Origin of the sequence: Pseudomonas songnenensis (assembly GCF_003696315.1) — a bacterium.
Classification (GTDB): Bacteria; Pseudomonadota; Gammaproteobacteria; order Pseudomonadales; family Pseudomonadaceae; genus Stutzerimonas; species Stutzerimonas songnenensis.
In genome coordinates, this window is the sequence record NZ_RFFN01000002.1 from 302960 (window position 1) to 319937 (window position 16978).

At 64.2% G+C, this 16978-nt stretch carries 15 protein-coding genes; 3 read left to right on the forward strand and 12 right to left on the reverse strand.

The genetic code is table 11. The features are described 5' to 3' along the window. Window positions 1-8 precede the first annotated feature (8 nt). From EA798_RS05765 to EA798_RS05780, 4 genes are read right to left on the reverse strand one after another with little or no spacing between them, the layout of a single operon-like run. Window positions 9-1079, reverse strand: coding sequence for a 2,3-butanediol dehydrogenase (locus tag EA798_RS05765; protein WP_122098667.1), 1071 nt, complete (start codon window positions 1077-1079; stop codon window positions 9-11). Window positions 1080-1128: 49 nt separating this feature from the next. Further along, complete coding sequence (locus tag EA798_RS05770) at window positions 1129-2118, reverse strand: thiamine pyrophosphate-dependent dehydrogenase E1 component subunit alpha (protein ID WP_122098358.1); 990 nt, start codon at window positions 2116-2118, stop codon at window positions 1129-1131. A 25-nt stretch (window positions 2119-2143) separates the two neighbouring features. Further along, entirely contained in the window at window positions 2144-3721 is a 1578-nt protein-coding gene (locus EA798_RS05775) for a GMC family oxidoreductase (RefSeq protein ID WP_122098359.1), read from the reverse strand. A 49-nt stretch (window positions 3722-3770) separates the two neighbouring features. After that, the gene (locus EA798_RS05780; protein WP_122098360.1) at window positions 3771-4274 is read right to left on the reverse strand and encodes a gluconate 2-dehydrogenase subunit 3 family protein; all 504 of its coding nucleotides are present in this window, start codon (window positions 4272-4274) and stop codon (window positions 3771-3773) included. A 396-nt stretch (window positions 4275-4670) separates the two neighbouring features. Between EA798_RS05780 and EA798_RS05785 the strand changes: the two genes are divergently transcribed. Beyond that, window positions 4671-6602 (forward strand): sigma-54-dependent Fis family transcriptional regulator, encoded by a 1932-nt coding sequence (locus tag EA798_RS05785; RefSeq protein WP_122098361.1) that lies wholly within the window; start codon window positions 4671-4673, stop codon window positions 6600-6602. A gap of 14 nt (window positions 6603-6616) precedes the next feature. Here the strand turns inward: EA798_RS05785 and EA798_RS05790 are convergent, their stop codons facing one another. Continuing rightward, window positions 6617-8149: a phosphate ABC transporter substrate-binding protein gene (locus EA798_RS05790; protein ID WP_122098362.1), complete on the reverse strand. Its 1533-nt coding sequence runs from the start codon at window positions 8147-8149 to the stop codon at window positions 6617-6619. A gap of 253 nt (window positions 8150-8402) precedes the next feature. On the opposite strand from EA798_RS05790, the gene EA798_RS05795 reads away from it, so the two are divergent. Continuing rightward, the gene (locus EA798_RS05795) at window positions 8403-9413 is read left to right on the forward strand and encodes a zinc-dependent alcohol dehydrogenase family protein (protein WP_122098363.1); all 1011 of its coding nucleotides are present in this window, start codon (window positions 8403-8405) and stop codon (window positions 9411-9413) included. A gap of 62 nt (window positions 9414-9475) precedes the next feature. Beyond that, window positions 9476-10411 carry a class I SAM-dependent methyltransferase gene (locus tag EA798_RS05800; RefSeq protein ID WP_122098364.1) on the forward strand — a complete coding sequence of 312 codons (936 nt, stop codon included), beginning with the start codon at window positions 9476-9478 and terminating at the stop codon, window positions 10409-10411. Between the two features lie 4 nt (window positions 10412-10415). Here the strand turns inward: EA798_RS05800 and rloA3 are convergent, their stop codons facing one another. The 7 genes from rloA3 to EA798_RS05835 all read right to left on the reverse strand — a co-directional run bounded on the left by rloA3 (window position 10416) and on the right by EA798_RS05835 (window position 16965). Then, on the reverse strand, window positions 10416-10934 hold the full coding sequence (gene rloA3 / locus EA798_RS05805; protein WP_106158067.1) for a retropepsin-like aspartic peptidase RloA3: 519 nt from the start codon (window positions 10932-10934) through the stop codon (window positions 10416-10418). A 56-nt stretch (window positions 10935-10990) separates the two neighbouring features. Further along, window positions 10991-11950 carry a LysR family transcriptional regulator gene (locus tag EA798_RS05810; protein ID WP_122098365.1) on the reverse strand — a complete coding sequence of 320 codons (960 nt, stop codon included), beginning with the start codon at window positions 11948-11950 and terminating at the stop codon, window positions 10991-10993. 4 nt (window positions 11951-11954) lie between these two features. After that, on the reverse strand, window positions 11955-12626 hold the full coding sequence (locus tag EA798_RS05815; protein WP_122098366.1) for a TetR/AcrR family transcriptional regulator: 672 nt from the start codon (window positions 12624-12626) through the stop codon (window positions 11955-11957). A gap of 259 nt (window positions 12627-12885) precedes the next feature. Then, entirely contained in the window at window positions 12886-13701 is an 816-nt protein-coding gene (locus EA798_RS05820) for an outer membrane protein OmpK (protein WP_106158070.1), read from the reverse strand. Between the two features lie 367 nt (window positions 13702-14068). Beyond that, window positions 14069-15355, reverse strand: coding sequence for a hypothetical protein (locus EA798_RS05825; RefSeq protein WP_122098367.1), 1287 nt, complete (start codon window positions 15353-15355; stop codon window positions 14069-14071). Between the two features lie 47 nt (window positions 15356-15402). After that, on the reverse strand, window positions 15403-15900 hold the full coding sequence (locus tag EA798_RS05830; RefSeq protein WP_106158072.1) for a curli production assembly protein CsgB: 498 nt from the start codon (window positions 15898-15900) through the stop codon (window positions 15403-15405). A gap of 234 nt (window positions 15901-16134) precedes the next feature. Next, complete coding sequence (locus EA798_RS05835; protein ID WP_036990855.1) at window positions 16135-16965, reverse strand: CsgG/HfaB family protein; 831 nt, start codon at window positions 16963-16965, stop codon at window positions 16135-16137. Between the last annotated feature and the right edge of the window lie 13 nt (window positions 16966-16978).

Sequence of the window (16978 nt, forward strand, 5' to 3'; positions counted from 1 at the left end):
TCTCCTGCTCAGCCGGCCAGTGCGGCGGGGCTGACGATGATCTTGACGTTGCGGTCCTTGTGGTTGGCCAGCTCCTCGAAGCCCTGCTCGAGGATGTTGTCCAGGCCGATGCGACCGGTGATCAGCGGGGTCACGTCCATGCGGCCGTCGGTGATCAGGGCGATGACGTCGGCGAATTCACCGGCGTAGGCGAGCGAGCCGATCACCTGTTTCTCGGTGGCGACGATCTCGAAGAAGTTGAATTCCGAGGGTTCCTCGAAGATGCCCACCATCACGCAACGACCGGCCTTGCGGATCACGTCGATGGCGAGCTTGGCGGTGGACTTGTGGCCGATGCACTCGAAGGAGACGCCGGCGCCGTAGCCGCCGGTGAGCGCCTTGATCTCGGCGATGGCGTCGCACTCGCTGGGGTCGATGACCCGGTTGGCGCCGACTTCCAGCGCCTTGGCCTTGCGTGCGGCGGACATCTCCAGGGCGATCACCTGGCCGGCTCCCGCAGCCTTGGCGCACATGATGGTGCACAGGCCGATGGTGCCGGCGCCGACCACCACCACGGTTTCGCCGAGCAGGCTGCCGGCCTTCTTCACCGCGTGCATGCCGACGGCCAGCGGTTCGATCAGCGCACCGGCCTCCAGCGGAAAGCCTTCCGGCAGGCGGTAGAGCAGTTCGGCCGGCACGTTGACGAATTCGGCGAAGGCGCCGTTGTTCATCAAGCCGGTGAAGGCCAGCTGTTCGCAGAGATTGTACTGGCCGGTCTTGCAGAAGCGGCACTGACCGCAATGCTGGCAGGCATCGGCGGCGACCTTGTCGCCCGGCGCGTAACCCTCGACGCCTTCACCGGTGGCGACGATCTCGCCGCAGAACTCGTGGCCGAGGATGCACTGGCCCTTGATGCCGGTGAGCGGGTGCGGCGCATCCACCGGAATGAACACCGGGCCGGCGAGGTATTCGTGCAGGTCGGAACCGCAGATGCCGCACCAGTGCACGCGGATCTGCACCCAGCCTGGTTGCGGTGCGCCGGGCAGTGGCACCTGTTCCAGGCGGATGTCCTTGCGACCGTGCCAGACGGCGGCGGTCATGGTGGCTTGGCTGTTCATCGGGCGTTCCTCTTGTTGTTTTCGGATGGGCTCACACGAAGACCTGTTCCAGCGCCTCTTCCGGCCGCGGGTACGGGCTTTCGCGGGCGAACTGCACGGCCTCGTCGATGCGTCCGCGGGCGCGTGCGGCGATGTCCTCGGCCTGGGCCTCCGTCATCACGCCTTCGTCGATCAGGCGCTGGCGGTAGCCAGGAATCGGGTCCTTTTTCATCAGGCCGTCCTTCTCGCCCTCGGGGCGGTAGGTTTCGCCATCACCCATGAAGTGGCCGGCCAGGCGATAGGTCTCGATCTCGATGAGGGTCGGGCCGCCCCCGGCACGGGCGCGCTCGATGGCTTCACCGGAGGCGCGGAACACGCCGTCCGGGTCGTTGTTCTCGACGAACACACCGGGCATGCCGTAAGCCGCCGCGCGTACGTGGTGCTGCGCGATGCAGGTGGCGCTGGCCTTGGCCACCGAGATGCCCCAGGCGTTGTCCTCGATGACGAACACCACCGGCAGCTTCCACAGCGCGGCGAGGTTCAGCGTTTCGTGGAAGGCGCCCTGGTTGGCCGCACCCTCGCCGATAAAGGACACGGCCACCCCGGGCTTGCCCTGCATCTGCCGCGACAATGCGGCGCCGACGGCCGGCCCCATGCCTTCGGCGATGATCCCCGAGCAGGAGAAATTCACCCGGCCATCGAACAGGTGCATGTGCCCGCCGCGGCCGCCGGAAAGCCCGGTGGCCTTGCCGAAGATCTCGGCCATCATCTCGTTGAGGTCGACGCCCTTGGCCACGGCGATGTGGTGCGGGCGGTGGGTGGCGGTGACGATGTCGCCGGCATCGAGGTGGGCGCAGACACCCACGGCGCACGGCTCCTGGCCGTTGGAAAGGTGCATCTCGCCGGGAATCGGCCCCTTGGCCATGTTGAACACCGGCGTCTTGCCTTCCATGTAGATGCGCTCGATGGATTCCTCCATGTAGCGGCTGGTCAGCATCTGCTCGTACATCCACAGGCGCTGTGAGTTGTTGGGCTGGGTCATGGGTGGACTCCCTTGTAGTGGCGGGTCAGATCGCGCGTTCGTTGAGCAGACGGCCGATCTGCTCGGCCTGGCGCAGGGCCAGCGCGACGATGGTGAGGGTGGGGTTCTGGCCGCCGCTGGTGGTGAACTGGCTGCCATCGGAGACGAACAGGTTGGGGATGTCATGGCTCTGGCCCCACTTGTTCACCACGCCGTCACGGGCCTTGGCGCTCATGCGGTTGGTGCCCATGTTGTGGCTGGCCGGGTAGGGCGGCAGCTCGATGATGTCGGTGGCGCCGGCGGCCTCGTAGCACCTGGCGGTAGCGGCGACGCCGTGCTTGCGCATGGCCGCATCCATCGGGTGGTCGCTCTTGGTCACCACCGGAATCGGCAGGCCGTACTGATCCTTTTCGCTGTCATGCAGGGTGATGCGGTTGTTCTCCAGCGGCAGGTCTTCGCCGCACAGCCAGACTCCGGACATGTGGTTGTACTTTTCCATCCGCGAGGTGAACTGCTTGCCCCAGCCCTTGGGTGTCGGGTCGAGGAACGCGGAGAGGAAGGGCAGGCCGAGGGCAAGGATTTCCAGACGGTAGCCACCGACGAAGCCGCGCGACGGATCGTTGTAGGACTCGTCGGAGATGACCCCGGCGCAGGTGGTGCCGCGGTGCATGTTCACCGGCTTGGGCATCACCGCGAAGATGCCGGCGGTGGTGTGGGTCATGTAGTTGCGCCCGACCTGGCCGGAGGAGTTGGCCAGCCCGTCGGGGAACATCGCCGAGGCGGAGTTGAGCAACAGGCGCGGCGACTCGATGGAGTTCCCCGCCACGCAGACCACCCGGGCCTTCTGCCGCTGGATGGTGCCGCTGGCATCGGCGTAGACCACGGCATTGGCGCGGCCCTTGGCATCATGCTCGATGCGCAGCACCATCGATTGCGGCCGCACTTCGCAGTAGCCGCTGGCTTCGGCGCGGGGGATGTCGGTGTAGAGCGTCGACCACTTCGCGCCCATCTTGCAGCCCTGCATGCAGAAGCCGAGCTGCTGGCAGGCGGCGCGCTCGTCGTAGGGCTCGGTGTTGATCGCCATCGGCCCGGAGAGGATCTCCTTGTAGCCGACCCGCTTGGCGCCGGTGGCCAGCACCTTGAAGGAGTTGTGCCAGGGGTGATAGGCCATGCCGGTGCTCGGCCCGGTCACGCCCATGTGCTTTTCGGCCTTCTCGTACCAGGGCGCCATTTCCTCCAGCGTCACCGGCCAGTCGAGCAGGTTGGCGCCGGCGATGTCGCCGTTGATGCTCTGCATCCTGAATTCAAAGTCACGAAAGCGCAGGGCGATGCCGGCCCAGTGCACCGTGCTGCCGCCGACGCCCTTGACGATCCAGGCGGGCAGGGTCGGATTGTTTTCGGTCAGGTGCCAGCCACCGGCGGCCTGGCGTTTGTCGAGCCAGGAGATCTTCTTGAACATCGCCCACTCGTCGTTCTCGATGTCCTCCAGCGAGTGGCGCTTGCCGGCTTCCAGCACCACGCTTCGAATCTTCTGCTTGGCCAGCGCGTTGGCGAGCGTCCCGCCGCCGGCACCGGAGCCGATGATCACCACGACGCCATCGTCATCCTGGGCAAAAGTTGCCATGGGGTATTCCTCATCTTGTTCTTGTTGTTATCCCGTGTGCACGGGGTGCTCAGAGCCAGTTCAGATCGTTGAAGCCGCGGTTGACGTAGCCGCCGTACTCCCAGGACGAACCCTCGTAGCCGAACAGCGGGAACAGCGCCTTGTTGTCGTACAGGCCGAACATCAGGCTGCTGCGCACGGCCTTGAAGAAGGGGGTGTTCTCGATGTCGGTCAGCAGGGCCACCCGCTCGGCCTCGTCGAGCTGTTCGAATGTCGAGCCATGGGCCTGGCGCGCCTGCTGCTGCAGGTCGTCCAGGCCGCGAGCGACCAGCGCGGGCTGCTCGTCCATCAGGCCGAGCAAGGGCTGTACGTAGTGGCGATCGCTGATGAAATCGTGGGGAAAGACGTCGCGGCCCATGCGCAGCAGGCCATCGGGCAGGTCTGGCAGGCGTTCCTCGGCGAGCAGGTTCACCGGGATCAGTTGCGACAGGCTGAGTGCCAGCAAGGACTGGCCGGAAATGGAAAGAAAGCGTCGCCGGTTTAGCGTGCCCTGCGGGCGAGCTGAATCGTGCATGACATGGCTCCTGATTATTACCGGCAGTTCCGTGGTGATCGGAATGCTGGCGATCTTGTTATGCGAAGAGTTTGTTCCGCAAAACAGTAGGAGCAGGTGTCATGCCAACTTTTAGTTGTGGCTTTATCTTTGGATAAGTGATTGATGCATATGGTTTTTAGATAACTTTATGGTGTTGTTGTGTTTAATGTGTAAAGCGCTTTGAACGTTACACCTGTAAAGGGCTGTAAAGCGCTTTACAGTGCTGCGAGAAACAATATGTGCAGGCAAAGTGCTTCTAAAGTTCAGGCTGGTCTGTGCGGTTCAATGGTTTATCCTTCGTTTATTGCAATAACAATAAAGCGTTTCGCTGGAGTAGCCCGCGTCAGTCTGGCGCGAGCGCTTCGAGGAGAAGGCATGAATCTGCTATCCGGTCCGGTCAGCCATATCGACGCGGTGCTATCGCTGGCCAATGCGCCGCACCTGCCCGGTGATCGCGACCCGATCATCGCGCGCTCCTGGCGCCGCTGCGTGCACGACTACGGCCTGGACCCGGCGCGACCTGCCGAAGCCCGTTTCGTCCCGCGGCAGGTGCTGCGCGAGCATCAGGATCAGGCCGACGAGCTGATCAATGTCGCCCGCGCCGGGGTCGAGCAGCTGTACCGGCAGATCGCCGAGCTGGGTTACGTGATCCTGCTGACCGACAACCGCGGTATCGCCGTGCAGTTTCTCGGCGACCCGGCAGACGAAAAGGCGCACCGCAAGACCGGCCTGTTCCTCGGTTCGGACTGGGGCGAGGACCACGCCGGCACCTGTGCAGTCGGCACCTGCATCAAGGAACAGCAGGCGCTCACCTGTCACCAGCACGATCACTTCAGCGTCTGGCATACCAACCTCACCTGTACCGCCGTGCCCATGTTCAACCCGCAAGGCCAGCTGCTGGCTGTGCTGGATATCTCCGCGCTGCATTCACCACCGACCAAGGATTCCCAGACCTTCGCCCTGCAGCTGGTCAAGCAGTACGCGCGGATGATCGAGGATGCCTATTTCATGCGCGTCTACCGCGAGCGGCCAATCCTCTGTTTCGACGGCTCCCGCGAGTTCGTCCTGATCAACCGCCGCTACCTGCTGGCACTGGGAGACGATGGCGAGCTGCTCGCCGGCAATACCGCCGCTCGGGGTCTGCTGGCCGAACACGGGCTGATGATGCCGGGCCCCTTTGGCACCCCGGCGCAGGCGCGCATCGATCAGCTGTTCGATTGCGAGCTGGGCGATGTGCTGAGCATTCCCTACGCCAGTCACGACCAGGTCCGTGCCTTTCGCACCCATCGCCACCAGCTGTTCTTCGCCGCCTTGATGGAGCCGCGTCGCCGTGCGCCGGAGCCGGCCGAACGCAGCGCGCCCGGCGGGCATTCCGCGCTCGATGCGTTGGCTGACGACGACCCGGTGATGCGCAAGATGCTGGCGCGCGCCAGACGCCTGTGCAGCGAGCCGCTGAACGTGCTGCTCAATGGCGAGACCGGGACCGGCAAGGAACGCCTGGCCAAGGCGCTGCATGAGAGTGGCTGCCGGCGCAGCAAACCCTTCGTGGCGATCAACTGCGGCGCGATGCCTGAGTCGCTGATCGAGAGCGAGCTGTTCGGCTACGCCCCTGGCACCTTTACCGGCGCCCGTAGCAAGGGCATGCGCGGACTGATCCAGCAGGCCGACGGCGGCACGCTGTTCCTCGATGAAATCGGCGACATGCCGCTGCACTTGCAGACCCGGCTGTTACGGGTGCTGGCCGAGCAGGAAGTGATGCCGCTGGGTGCCGAGAAACCGGTGAAGGTGGATATCCGCGTGGTGGCCGCCAGCCACCGCGACCTGCGGCAGATGGTCGAAAGCGGTGCGTTTCGCGAGGACCTGTTCTACCGCCTGAACGGCGCCTCGCTGAAGCTGCCGCCGCTGCGCGAGCGCGCCGACAAGGGCTTTCTCATCGAGCGGGTGTTCGCCGAACTCGCCGAGGGCCGGCCGGGCAATCCGCACCTGCGTGGCGATGCCATGAGTGCGCTGCTGGCCTATCCCTGGCCGGGCAACATCCGCGAGCTGCGCAACGTACTGCAGTACGCGCTGGCGACCTGTGAGGGTGACGAGATCACCGTGCAGGATCTGCCGGACGAATGCCTGCCACCGATTCTGGCGCGCTGTCGTCAGTCGGCCGCCGCGGTCGAACCCGAGTCGGCGACGGCTCTGCGCGAGCAGCTGCGGCGGCATCGCTGGAACGTCAGCGCCGTCGCGCGGGAGCTTGGCGTGTCGCGCCCGACGGTGTACCGGCGCATGCGCGTGCTGGGGATCGAAGCGCCGGTGTGACCGGCGCCGTGGTGTTACTCGCTGACCGGCTGTTGTGCCGGCGTGCCTTTTTCAGCGGCGATATCGAAGGCGATGCTCCAGTTGTGCAGCGGGTAGGGCTGGTGCACCAGTGCCTTGATGTTGGCTTCGGCAGGCATGAGGTCGGGCAGGTATTCGTAGGTGGCGTCGGCGCGCATCGGGTCGCTGTCGCGTAGCTGGCCGGCGCCGCCGACCTGGTGGCTGGCGTAGCTGATGCGTGGCTGGCCGCTGAGGTCGCGACCGGCGCGCAGGCGCACGATGGTGTCGGCGACGATGTCGACAGCGTCGATGGGCACTTCGCCCTGGTCGTCACGCAGCACGAAACCCTTGTCCTTCACATCGCGGGCCTGGTGGCCGATGTAGGGCTGGTCGAACGCCAGGGGCGGGTGCGGCACGTGGAAGTCGATCAGCACATCGCGGCCGTCCAGCGTGGCCTGGCGCGGTGCGAGTGGGGTCCAGCCTTTACGCTCGACGACGACGTGGTGGTAGACCTTGCCGAGCATCTGGCCGAACCAGCGATAGCCGTTCGCCGACAGGTGCACGCCCTTGTCGGTGTAGGGGTAGACCGGCCCGACCAGGTACCAGCCGGGTTCTTCCTGGGCCAGTTCCCACTGCGCCATGCCGATGGCCAGCGAGCCGTCCTTGACCGAGGACTTGGCGTCGGTCTGGTAGCTGAAGAAGGCGGGCATCTTTTCCTGCCCGGCGATGGCCTTGGCGGTGTCGGCGTAGAGGTCGTCGCGCAGCTGGCGCAGTTTGGCCTTGTAGTAATCCTTGTCGTTCTTGCCGCCGTTGGTGTGGGAATAATCGAACTCGCCCTGCAGCCAGAAGAACGCGCTGATGCTGTAACTGGCCTGCTGCGCGTCGGCCAGTGCCTTGGCCTGGTCCACGGCCTGGGTCACACGGCGATACTCGTTGGTGCCGCCGCTTTTCGACAGCTGTGCGACGGAGCGGCCGGAGGTCGACGCGTTGCTGGCGACGAGCAGGTGATCGGGGTCGGTGTCTCGGCCCAGGTGATGCAGATACAGCCGCCGCGCCATGTTCAGCGCGCCGACTTCCACAGATTCACCTTCCTCCTGCGCCTTCGGGTCGAGTTTGGCGACCTTTTCCTTATCGAGCAGCACCGCCGCATTGCTCTTCTGCTGCACCACGGCGCGCAGCGGTGTGAACGCGGCGTCACCGACCGGTTTGAACGTTGCACCGCTGAAGGCGGCCGATCTCGGCGAATCGCCGAGCATCAGGTTGTCGTAACGCGGCGCGACGGACAGCGCCGGCCAGCCTTCGGCCGCCGATGCCAGCGACTGGCCATAGGTGATGACGTGGTTGTACTTGCTCTCCAGCGGCTGCGTCAGCTCGTTCGGCTTGGCCATGAGCTCAGCGGTCAGGCGCTTGTTCTCGGCGTCGCGGGCAGCCATTTCGCTGTCCGACAGGGCGGCCAGGGCAGGCGCGGTGATGGTCAGCAGGGCTACGGCGATGGCTGTGCGCAGACGTGGTGTAGTCAGCTGTTGGGGGCGATGGCGAAGCTCGAGCATGAGATTGCGGTTCCGGGACGGCACTGGATCATCGTGTACGGCAGGTTGCAAGCGAGCCGTAGGTATTGGCGGACGCGCTTTCGACGGTACTAAAGGACGTAAGTTCGCGGCAGCCACGTCGATGGCGGATTGGCTATGCTGTCGCGCATTCGAGCGGCGCTCGTGCAGCGATGCGCAGCAGGCTTTGGCAGGTAGAACGATGTCGTTGCCGTCCGCTCCCATGCAGGTCATTCCATTAGCAGAGGAGAACGCCATGAGCCATAAAGCCATTTTCGTGCAGCCCGGTGGCGGCTACGACCGGGTCGTCGTCGGCACCAGCGAGGCCGCCACGCCAGGGGCCGGCGAGATCAGCGTGCGCCTGCGCGCGAACTCGCTCAACTATCACGACTTCGCGGTGGTCAGCGGCATGTGGGGGCCGAGCGAGCCGCGTATTCCCATGGCCGATGGTGCCGGTGAAGTGGTGGCGGTGGGTGCAGGCGTGACCGAATTTGCGGTCGGCGATGCGGTGGTCAGCACCTTCTTCCCCGACTGGCTGGCCGGTGAGCCGCTGATCGAAGGTTTCGCCACGGTGCCGGGCGATGGCGTCGATGGTTACGCACGGGAAATGGTCACCGCTCGCGCCACGTCGTTCACCCATGCACCCAAGGGCTACAGCCATGCCGAGGCGTCGACCCTGACCACCGCCGGCCTCACCGCCTGGCGTGCGCTGATGGCCGACGGCAAGCTCAAGCCCGGTGACAGCGTGCTGATCCAGGGCACCGGCGGCGTTTCCATCTTTGCCCTGCAGTTCGCCAAGATGGCCGGTGCCACGGTTATCGCCACTTCGTCCAGCGACGCCAAGCTGGAGCGCCTGCGCGAAATGGGCGCTGATCACCTGATCAACTACCGCAGCACGCCAGCCTGGGGTGAGACGGTGCGTCAGCTCACCGATAGCCGCGGCGTCGACCATGTGATCGAAGTCGGTGGGCCGGCAACGCTGGAGCAATCGATGGTCGCGGCGCGCATCGGCGGGCATATCTCGGTGATCGGCATTCTCACTGGCGTTGCCGGCGAGCTGCCGCTGGTACCGGCACTGGTGCGCCAGCTGCGTCTGCAGGGTGTGCTGGTCGGCAGTCGCGCTCAGCAGCAGGAAATGATCCGCGCCATCGACGCCAACGGCATCCGCCCGGTGATCGACAAGCACTTCGCCGTGGACGATATCGTCGAGGCGTTCCGCTACCAGGAAACCAACCAGCACTTCGGCAAGATCTGCCTGGATATCTGAAGCCTGGCGCCGGCGGCGGCTGCGTTTAGAATGCGCGGCCACGCTGCCGACGATGCCCGCCCATGACGCCTGAACACCTCTCCGCCCTGCAAGATCACCTGCTCGACGCGTTGGCCAACGTGCCCGACGAGACGCGGCGGTTGTTTCATGGCCGCGGCCGCTGCTATCCGGGGCTCGAACAACTCACCGTCGACTGGCTGCAGGGTGTGGTGCTGGTGGCGCTGTTCCGTGATCCCGGCGAGGCGGAACGGGCGGCGCTAGGGCAGATGCTCATGGCGCTGACCGAATCCGCGGCCTGGCAGCAGAGCCAGGCGCAGCGCTTGCTGCTGCAGCATCGCTATCTGCCGGATGCGCCGACAGAGGCGTTGCTGGGCGATGTGCCCGCCGAGTGGCAGATCAGCGAGAACGGCCTGCGCTACAAGCTCGATCTCGGGCGAAAGCAGAACAACGGTCTGTTTCTCGACATGCGCTACGGCCGACGCTGGGTGCAGGAACAGGCGCAGGGCAAGCGGGTGCTCAACCTGTTCGCCTACACCTGCGGCTTCTCCGTCGCGGCGATCGCTGGTGGCGCCGAGCATGTGGTCAACCTGGACATGGCCAGTGCCGCGCTGACCCGTGGGCGGGAGAACCATCGCCTCAATGGTCATGACCTCAGCCGGGTGAGCTTTCTCGGCCACGAGCTGTTCAAATCCTGGGGCAAGGTGCGCAGGCTCGGGCCCTATGACCTGATCATCATCGACCCGCCGTCCTTCCAGAAGGGCAGCTTCGCCCTGACCCGCGATTACCAGAAGATCCTGCGCAAGCTGCCGGAACTGCTGAATGCCGGCGGCCAGGTGCTGGCCTGTGTGAACGACCCGGATATCGGCGCGGACTTCCTGATCCAGGGTATGGCTGCCGAGGCGCCGCAGCTGCGCTTCGAGCAGCGCCTGGAAAACCCGCCGGAGTTCCCCGACATCAGCCCCGAGAGCGGGCTCAAGGCGATGCTGTTCGTCGCGTAGCTTTTCAGCGATTGGCCAGTTCGGAACAGTTGGGCTCGATGGTGAAGGTGCGCGCCGAGTCCACCGGGCCGAGCTTTTCCAGCGTGCGACGGCCGAGCAGGACGGGGTAGTTCATCTCGTCGCGGTCGCGAAGCGAGAACTCCTCTTCGAGCAGGCGATCGCCGACGCAGACCTTCATCAGCACCACGGGCCGATCTTCCTTGCCACCGGCACCGCGCACGGTCAGCTCGCGCTGCAGCTTGCGCTCGATGCGCGACTTGACCAGCTTGTCGTGCTCGACGTCCTTGAGGTCCAGATCGAAGCGCACCCACTTGTCGCCGTCCTTCTCGAAGTAGTCGACATCCTCGGCGTGCATGGACGACGTCAGGGCGCCGGTGTCGAGCTTGAATTTCACCGTGACCTGTTCAGGAAGGATCAGGCCGCGCTCCACCCAGCCCAGCGGTGTACCGTCCGCAGCGAGCGATGAAAGGGCGGTCAGTGAAAGTAGCAAGGCGGCCGGTACGGTGAGCAGACGTGATGCCATCAATGACGCTCCTGAGCGTTGGGTTCGCTCAATAGAGCGATATCCGCGGCGGACGTTCAGCGTCGCTTCGGCATCGTGGCGGGCAGGTCGGCATCCTGCGCTGCTTCGCGGGTGGCGATTTCCTCGGCAAGCGCGCGAACGAAGGCATCCACCGCGACCGGCAGGTAGCGCGAGCTGCGCACGTACACGCCGAGGTCGCTGAATACCGAGCCGCTGTCGTTCAACGGCACATGCAAGAGCGTACCGCTGGCCAGTTCAGCCTCGATGCCGATGCGTGTCTGGAAGGCAACGCCGGCGCCGCGCTTGGCCATCTGCAGGGCCAGCTCCACGGAGCTGGTTTCCAGCGGCGCCTTGTGTCGCGGGCGGGTACGCGCCAGCAGCGGCGCCAGCAGGTGATGGATGGAAAGGTCGCTCTTGGCCAGGATCAGCGGATACTCGGCGCAAGTGGCGAAGCTGACGTCCGCGCGTTCGGCCAATGGATGCGCCGGGTTGACGATGGCGCCCAGGCGGAAATGACCGACGCCCAGCTGCTGCAGGTCGGCGGTACGCGGCAGCGCGAACGCCAGGCCGATATCGGCCTGGCCGCTGGTCACCGCTTCAGGAATCGCCTGCGAGCCGAGGCTGGTCACGCCGACGGTGACGCGCGGATAGCGCTCGCGCAGCTGCTCCAGCACGCCGGGCAGCAGATCGGTGGTGACGCCCGATACCGTGGCGATTTCCACGTGGCCGGTGCGCAGGCCCTGCAGCGCGTCCAGTTCGGAGCGCACACGCTCGGTGTCCTGCAGCACGACGATGACGTGGCGGGCGAAGATCTCGCCCGCAGCGGTCAGGCGCAGGCCGCCGGGCAGTCGTTCGAACAGCGGCGTGCCGATCTCGTCCTCGAGCTTGAGAATCTGCCGGTTGACCGCCGAGGAGGCAACGTTGAGCCGGCGCGAGGCTTCGCGGATCGACTGGCAGCGGCGCACCATGTCGAAGTAATGGATGGCCGGCGAGTGGATGCGCAGCTTGCGGGCCAAGCGTTCAGCGCTCCGCTGCCGGTGGCTTGAGCCCGCAGCCCTTGAGGATGATGGCGATCAGGTTGTCGCTGGCATGGGCGAAGTCCGCACGGGTCATGCGCTTGCCGTTGATGCGGCGGATCTGGTCGGAGAAGTCGGCGTAGTGCTGCGTTCCGGCCCAGATCAGGAAGATCAGGTGCATGGGGTCGACCGGGTCCATCTTGCCGGCGGCGATCCAGGCGTCGAATACCGCGGCGCGGCCGCGGAACCAGTTGCGATAGTCCTGGTTGAAGTGCTCGGACAGGCATTCGCAGCCGCTGATGACCTCCATCGCAAAGATTTTCGAGGCCTCGGGATGGCGCCGCGAGAATTCCATCTTGATGCGGATGTATTCGGCCAGGGCGGTGGCCGGGTCGTCGTCCACGGTCACGTCGTCGAAGGCCGTGTCCCAGAGTTCGAGGATGTGCCGCATGACCTCCACATACAGCCCCAGCTTGCTGTTGAAGTAGTAGTGCACATTGGCTTTGGGCAGACCGGCACGGCTGGCGATGGCGTTCATGCTGGTGCCCTTGAAGCCGTAACGGGCGAACTCCTCGGCAGCCGCGGCGAGGATGGTTTCCTCGTTCTTCTGGCGAATGCGGCCAGCGGGTTTGCCGTGGGCGGTGTAGAGCGGCTGCGCTGCGTTGTTCTTGTCCATGGTCCCTGTCCGTTGGCGCACTGGCGGTTGGCCTGCGCCCGGGGCGGGGCAAGCCGATGTGGAGTTGATGATGGCGTCTTCGGGGTGGTCGTGCGCTGGACGCAGAGCCGGTGCCTGGCCGTCGAGTCGCCGCCGGGTGATGCCGAAGCAGGCCGATTCTGCACGAGATTCACCGATCATTGCAGTCGTTGTGCTTGCGTGGATGCGGTCGGTGGGCAGGGCGCTGAAAGCGCCGCCCGGTGTACGGGCGGCGAGGGCATCAGAAATGCGCTTTGACGATGGCGCTGAAGGTGTTCTGGTCGGTCGGGCCGACGAAGTTCTTGCTGACGAAGCCACCGTCCTCGATGCCGTACTTGTTAGACCAGTAGTCGTATTCGATACCGACATAGAGTTTGCCTGGCGTGTAGTCCAACGCCTTGCCCAAGTCGTACTTGATCTGTGGGTTGAAGTGGAAGTTCTTCTTCAGCTCGGTGTTGCTGTTCTTCTTGTCGTTGACGACCCAGTCGATATAGCCGTCGAAGAGAATGTCCGACTTGCCTACCGGGAAGGTCATCGCCCAGGTCGGAGTGATCTGCCACTGGCCGCTCGGCTTGCCGGTAGTGCCGTCAGGCTTGCGGTAGTAGGTGTTCAGCGCGAAGCGATCAAAGCCGGGGATGGCGAGATCCACGGCCGGGCCGAGCAGGTAGTTCTGGTTGGGCGTGCCGTCGGCCTGGCTTTCACCGCGCTCGTAAGTGGCGGAGATCAGGACATCCTTGATCGGCCCGAAGGACAGGTCGGCGCCAGTGATCTTGCCCAGTGACAGGCGGGGACTGAATTCACCGTAGTAGGTGTGGCCATCGCTGCCGGAGATGCCGTTGTACCACTTGTTGTCGACGAACAGGAACATGTCACCCCAGGTCCAGCCGCTGGCATGTTCGAAGGTAATGGTTTGCTGGATTTCCCCAGCATCCACCTTGTAATCCTTGCCATAAAGATAGGTAAGGCTGTTGTTCTGCCAGAGCATGGGGCTGGCCATGGCTTGGCTGCTGAGGATGAACCCGGCCGCGAGGGCTGCGGTGGTCAGGCTGCGCTTCATTGGGTGTGTCTCCGTATTGGCATTTGAATGAGCTTGTAAGTTGTCCAAGCGGTCAGGCTTTGGTCCCATAGCAAGCGCCGCGCCAATACGTCGATGCGTCTGTAGCTTTAGGTTAAGTAATTGATTTTAAATGTTTTATTTAAAGGTCTTGCTACTGGATAATTCCGGCAGGCGGCCTCGCAGGCCGAAGCACAGATGCGCATGATCTGACCGATGCGTCAGCTTGCTTCAGTTTGGGGCGCGGCGGATGGCTGATTGCCAGGCTCGCCACCGAAACGGTGCGCGGGCCGGCAGCGCCCGTTGACCAGGCGGCACCGCAGAAACGCAACTGCCGGCACGTGGCCGGCAGTTGGTGGAGCGAAGCAGCTTAGTGCTGGGTGACGAGGGCGCTGTTGTTCGTGCCGTTCTGGGTGATGTAGGCGGCGTTGCCATAGCCTGCCTGGTTGGCGATCGCCTCGTTGCTAAAGCCGTGCTGAGTCACCTTGATCAGGTGGTCGGCGCCGCTCTGGCTCAGCATCACATCGTTCAGCGAGCCTTCCTGGCGGACAGTGGCCAGGTTGTCACGGCCGTTCTGTTCGATATCACTGCTGTTGGCCCAGCCGTAGCTGACCCCGATGATTTCGTTATCGGTGCCGTTCTGTACGGCGTTCAGCTCGTTGCCGGTGCCGTCCTGGTGGAAGTGCAGGTGGTTGCCGCGGCCCTGCTGGTCAACGGACGCAACGTTGTAGCTGCCTTCCTGGATGGTCTTGGCGGTCTGGTTGCGGCCGTTCTGATAGACATCGGCTTCGTTGCCAGTACCGAATTGCTCGGTAGTGGCGGTGTTGTTGCCGCCGAACCAGCCATTGGTCTGCACGATGCTGGAGTCGTTACCGGTGCCGTTCTGCAGGACGAATGCGTTCTGGGCGTTGCCGTTCTGATTCACGTCGACGGTGTTGCTGCTGCCATCGGACAGCACGTATGCCTCGTGCTGCAGACCGGTCTGCGAAACCATGGCGTCGTTGCGCCAGCCGAACTGCTCGACTTCGGCAATGGAGCCGCTGCTGGCGAGCTGGGTGATATGAGCATCGTTGTCCACGCCGTGCTGGTCGATGGTCGCCCGGTCGCTGGCGCTGAGCGATTGAGTGATGCTGCCGTTGTTCAGATCACCATTCTGGCTCAGGGTGGCCTGGCTGCCGTAGCTGGCGGTTTGGGTGACAAGACCGTAGTTGTCCTTGCCGGTCTGGTTGGTGGTGGCGGTGGTCATCGTCGTGCCGGTCTGGAAGGTTTCGGCAACGTTATGGATACCGTTCTGGTTCTGCGTGGCACCGGTCTTGTAGGTGCCGGTCTGCTCGACCAGCGCATCGTTGCCCCAACCGCGCTGGTTCTGCGTCGAGCCGGTCAACAAGGTGTCGTGCTGTTGGGTATCGGCGACGTTGAAATTGCCCGCCTGGTTTTGCGTTGCAGTCGAGCTGTAAGAGCTGGTTTGTTCGATCATCGCGTTATTGGCGAAGCCGCCCTGGCCCTGCTTGGCCAGGTTGCCCGAACCGCCACTTTGCAGCACTTCTGCGACGTTGTTGATGCCCAGCTGGTTCTGCTCCGAGGTGTTGTTGGCCGCGAAAGCCTGGGCAGTGGCGACAGTCAGAATGGCTGCTACAAGAGGTTTTAACTTAAACATTTTTGTCACTCCATGGATGTTTTAAGTACAGCGGTATTTCCCTGGGATTAGCGGTACTGGCGAACCACTACCGTCAGACCTTGGCCGCTCTGGCTGACATTGCTGCTGTGCCCGCTGCCGGTCTGTTCGATGAGGGCGCGATTGCTCGAGCCCTGCTGTGCGATGGCGGCGCGGTTGTCCGAGCCGAATTGTTCGATGTGGGCGTCGTTGTCGAACCCGTGCTGGCTGATCAACGCGGCATTGCCCAGGCCGATCTGCTCGATGGACGCGCTATTGGCGTAGCCGCTCTGGATGATGTAGGCCTCCAGCTCCGCACCTCTTTGCACGATGCGGCCGGCCATGTCATGGCCGGATTGCTGAACGACTGCCATCGCGCCCTGAGCGTTGACCGGGTTTTGGCCGAGCCCGGAAAGGTCCCTGCTGATGCGGGACAATTCGGCGGGGGCGAGGTCGGCAGGGGGAGCGCTGTCGGCGAAGCTGCAGGAAGCCATCAGCAGAATGACGGGTAGCAGCAGCTCATACGCAATCCGTTGCGAGCAGGTCATGGGTCCGTTCCTGATTAAGCTCATGTGTCGACATACTTGCCCCGAATCGGGACGGCGAACATCCATCCAATGATTGAAAGTGCTGCGATCTGGTGCAAAACAGGCAAGTTCGCGGCGACAGCGGCCGCGCCGGCCAGCCGCCGGCGGAACCGCCAACGACCGATCGACGGACCTTTGTCTGGTGGGATAGCAGCGCGGTATGAAACCTCGTCGGCGTTGCACCGACGAGTTGGGTCAGTTCAGCTTGCTCAGGTACTTGCTCAGTTCCGGATGCTCGCTGCCGTGGCCTTCGGCTGTTTGCCAAAGGCGCCGATCGACGCCCTGAGCGATCAGGTGCGCCACGGCCGCCTCGATCGCTGAAAGCACGCAGAGCTGCGCCGGCTCGTTGGTGGTGTAGCCGGCTTCGGCTTCGAGCAGCTCCTTGAACTCGATGAACTTGTAGACGTTGGCGCTACGGCCGACAGAGAAGATCGTCTTGGTGGTCATCACGTTGGAGAGCACCCGGCCGCTGCGCACATCGATGGCGCGCAGGTTCACCGTGACCTGATCGACGCGGTACTCCTGGGACAGGCCGATACCCAGGTAGCGCGCACCCTGGCCGCCACTGCGCACGTTGGTCTCGTAGGCGACGATGGCGCCTTCCATGATGATGTTCGCCGCCAGCAGCGAAGGCAGCTCGGACTGGATATTGGGTGCAACGTCCGGCTTGGCCTGGGAGGCGCGGATGATCTTGCGTTCGGTCAGCACGTTCTGCAGGCCTTCGCGTTCGAGTACCACGAACCAGCCGCTGGCCTGCATGGCATCGACCAGCATGCTGGCCGCGCCCTGGGTCACGGCGGTGGAGAACGAGCTGGCCGGCGTCGGCTTGTACTGGCCGGTCTGGTCGCGAAAACCGTACACCGCGGCCACCAGCGGACCTTTCGGGCGTGGCAGGGCGAGCAGATCCTGATAGGTCGAAGTGCGCGGGGTCAGGGTTGGCGGGTGTTGATCGGCAGACATGGGCTCGCGTACGGCGCAACCCTGAAGTACAGCCATCATCCCTATGGCTACGAATAGGCTTCTCATGGCCTTTGTTTCT

Coding starts and splice junctions, on each gene's coding strand:
- EA798_RS05765 (WP_122098667.1), bottom strand. CDS start 1,079: ATGACCGCCGCCGTCTGGCACGGTCGCAAGGACATCCGCCTGGAACAG.
- EA798_RS05770 (WP_122098358.1), bottom strand. CDS start 2,118: ATGACCCAGCCCAACAACTCACAGCGCCTGTGGATGTACGAGCAGATG.
- EA798_RS05775 (WP_122098359.1), bottom strand. CDS start 3,721: ATGGCAACTTTTGCCCAGGATGACGATGGCGTCGTGGTGATCATCGGC.
- EA798_RS05780 (WP_122098360.1), bottom strand. CDS start 4,274: ATGCACGATTCAGCTCGCCCGCAGGGCACGCTAAACCGGCGACGCTTT.
- EA798_RS05785 (WP_122098361.1), top strand. CDS start 4,671: ATGAATCTGCTATCCGGTCCGGTCAGCCATATCGACGCGGTGCTATCG.
- EA798_RS05790 (WP_122098362.1), bottom strand. CDS start 8,149: ATGCTCGAGCTTCGCCATCGCCCCCAACAGCTGACTACACCACGTCTG.
- EA798_RS05795 (WP_122098363.1), top strand. CDS start 8,403: ATGAGCCATAAAGCCATTTTCGTGCAGCCCGGTGGCGGCTACGACCGG.
- EA798_RS05800 (WP_122098364.1), top strand. CDS start 9,476: ATGACGCCTGAACACCTCTCCGCCCTGCAAGATCACCTGCTCGACGCG.
- rloA3 (WP_106158067.1), bottom strand. CDS start 10,934: ATGGCATCACGTCTGCTCACCGTACCGGCCGCCTTGCTACTTTCACTG.
- EA798_RS05815 (WP_122098366.1), bottom strand. CDS start 12,626: ATGGACAAGAACAACGCAGCGCAGCCGCTCTACACCGCCCACGGCAAA.
- EA798_RS05820 (WP_106158070.1), bottom strand. CDS start 13,701: ATGAAGCGCAGCCTGACCACCGCAGCCCTCGCGGCCGGGTTCATCCTC.
- EA798_RS05825 (WP_122098367.1), bottom strand. CDS start 15,355: ATGTTTAAGTTAAAACCTCTTGTAGCAGCCATTCTGACTGTCGCCACT.
- EA798_RS05830 (WP_106158072.1), bottom strand. CDS start 15,900: ATGACCTGCTCGCAACGGATTGCGTATGAGCTGCTGCTACCCGTCATT.
- EA798_RS05835 (WP_036990855.1), bottom strand. CDS start 16,965: ATGAGAAGCCTATTCGTAGCCATAGGGATGATGGCTGTACTTCAGGGT.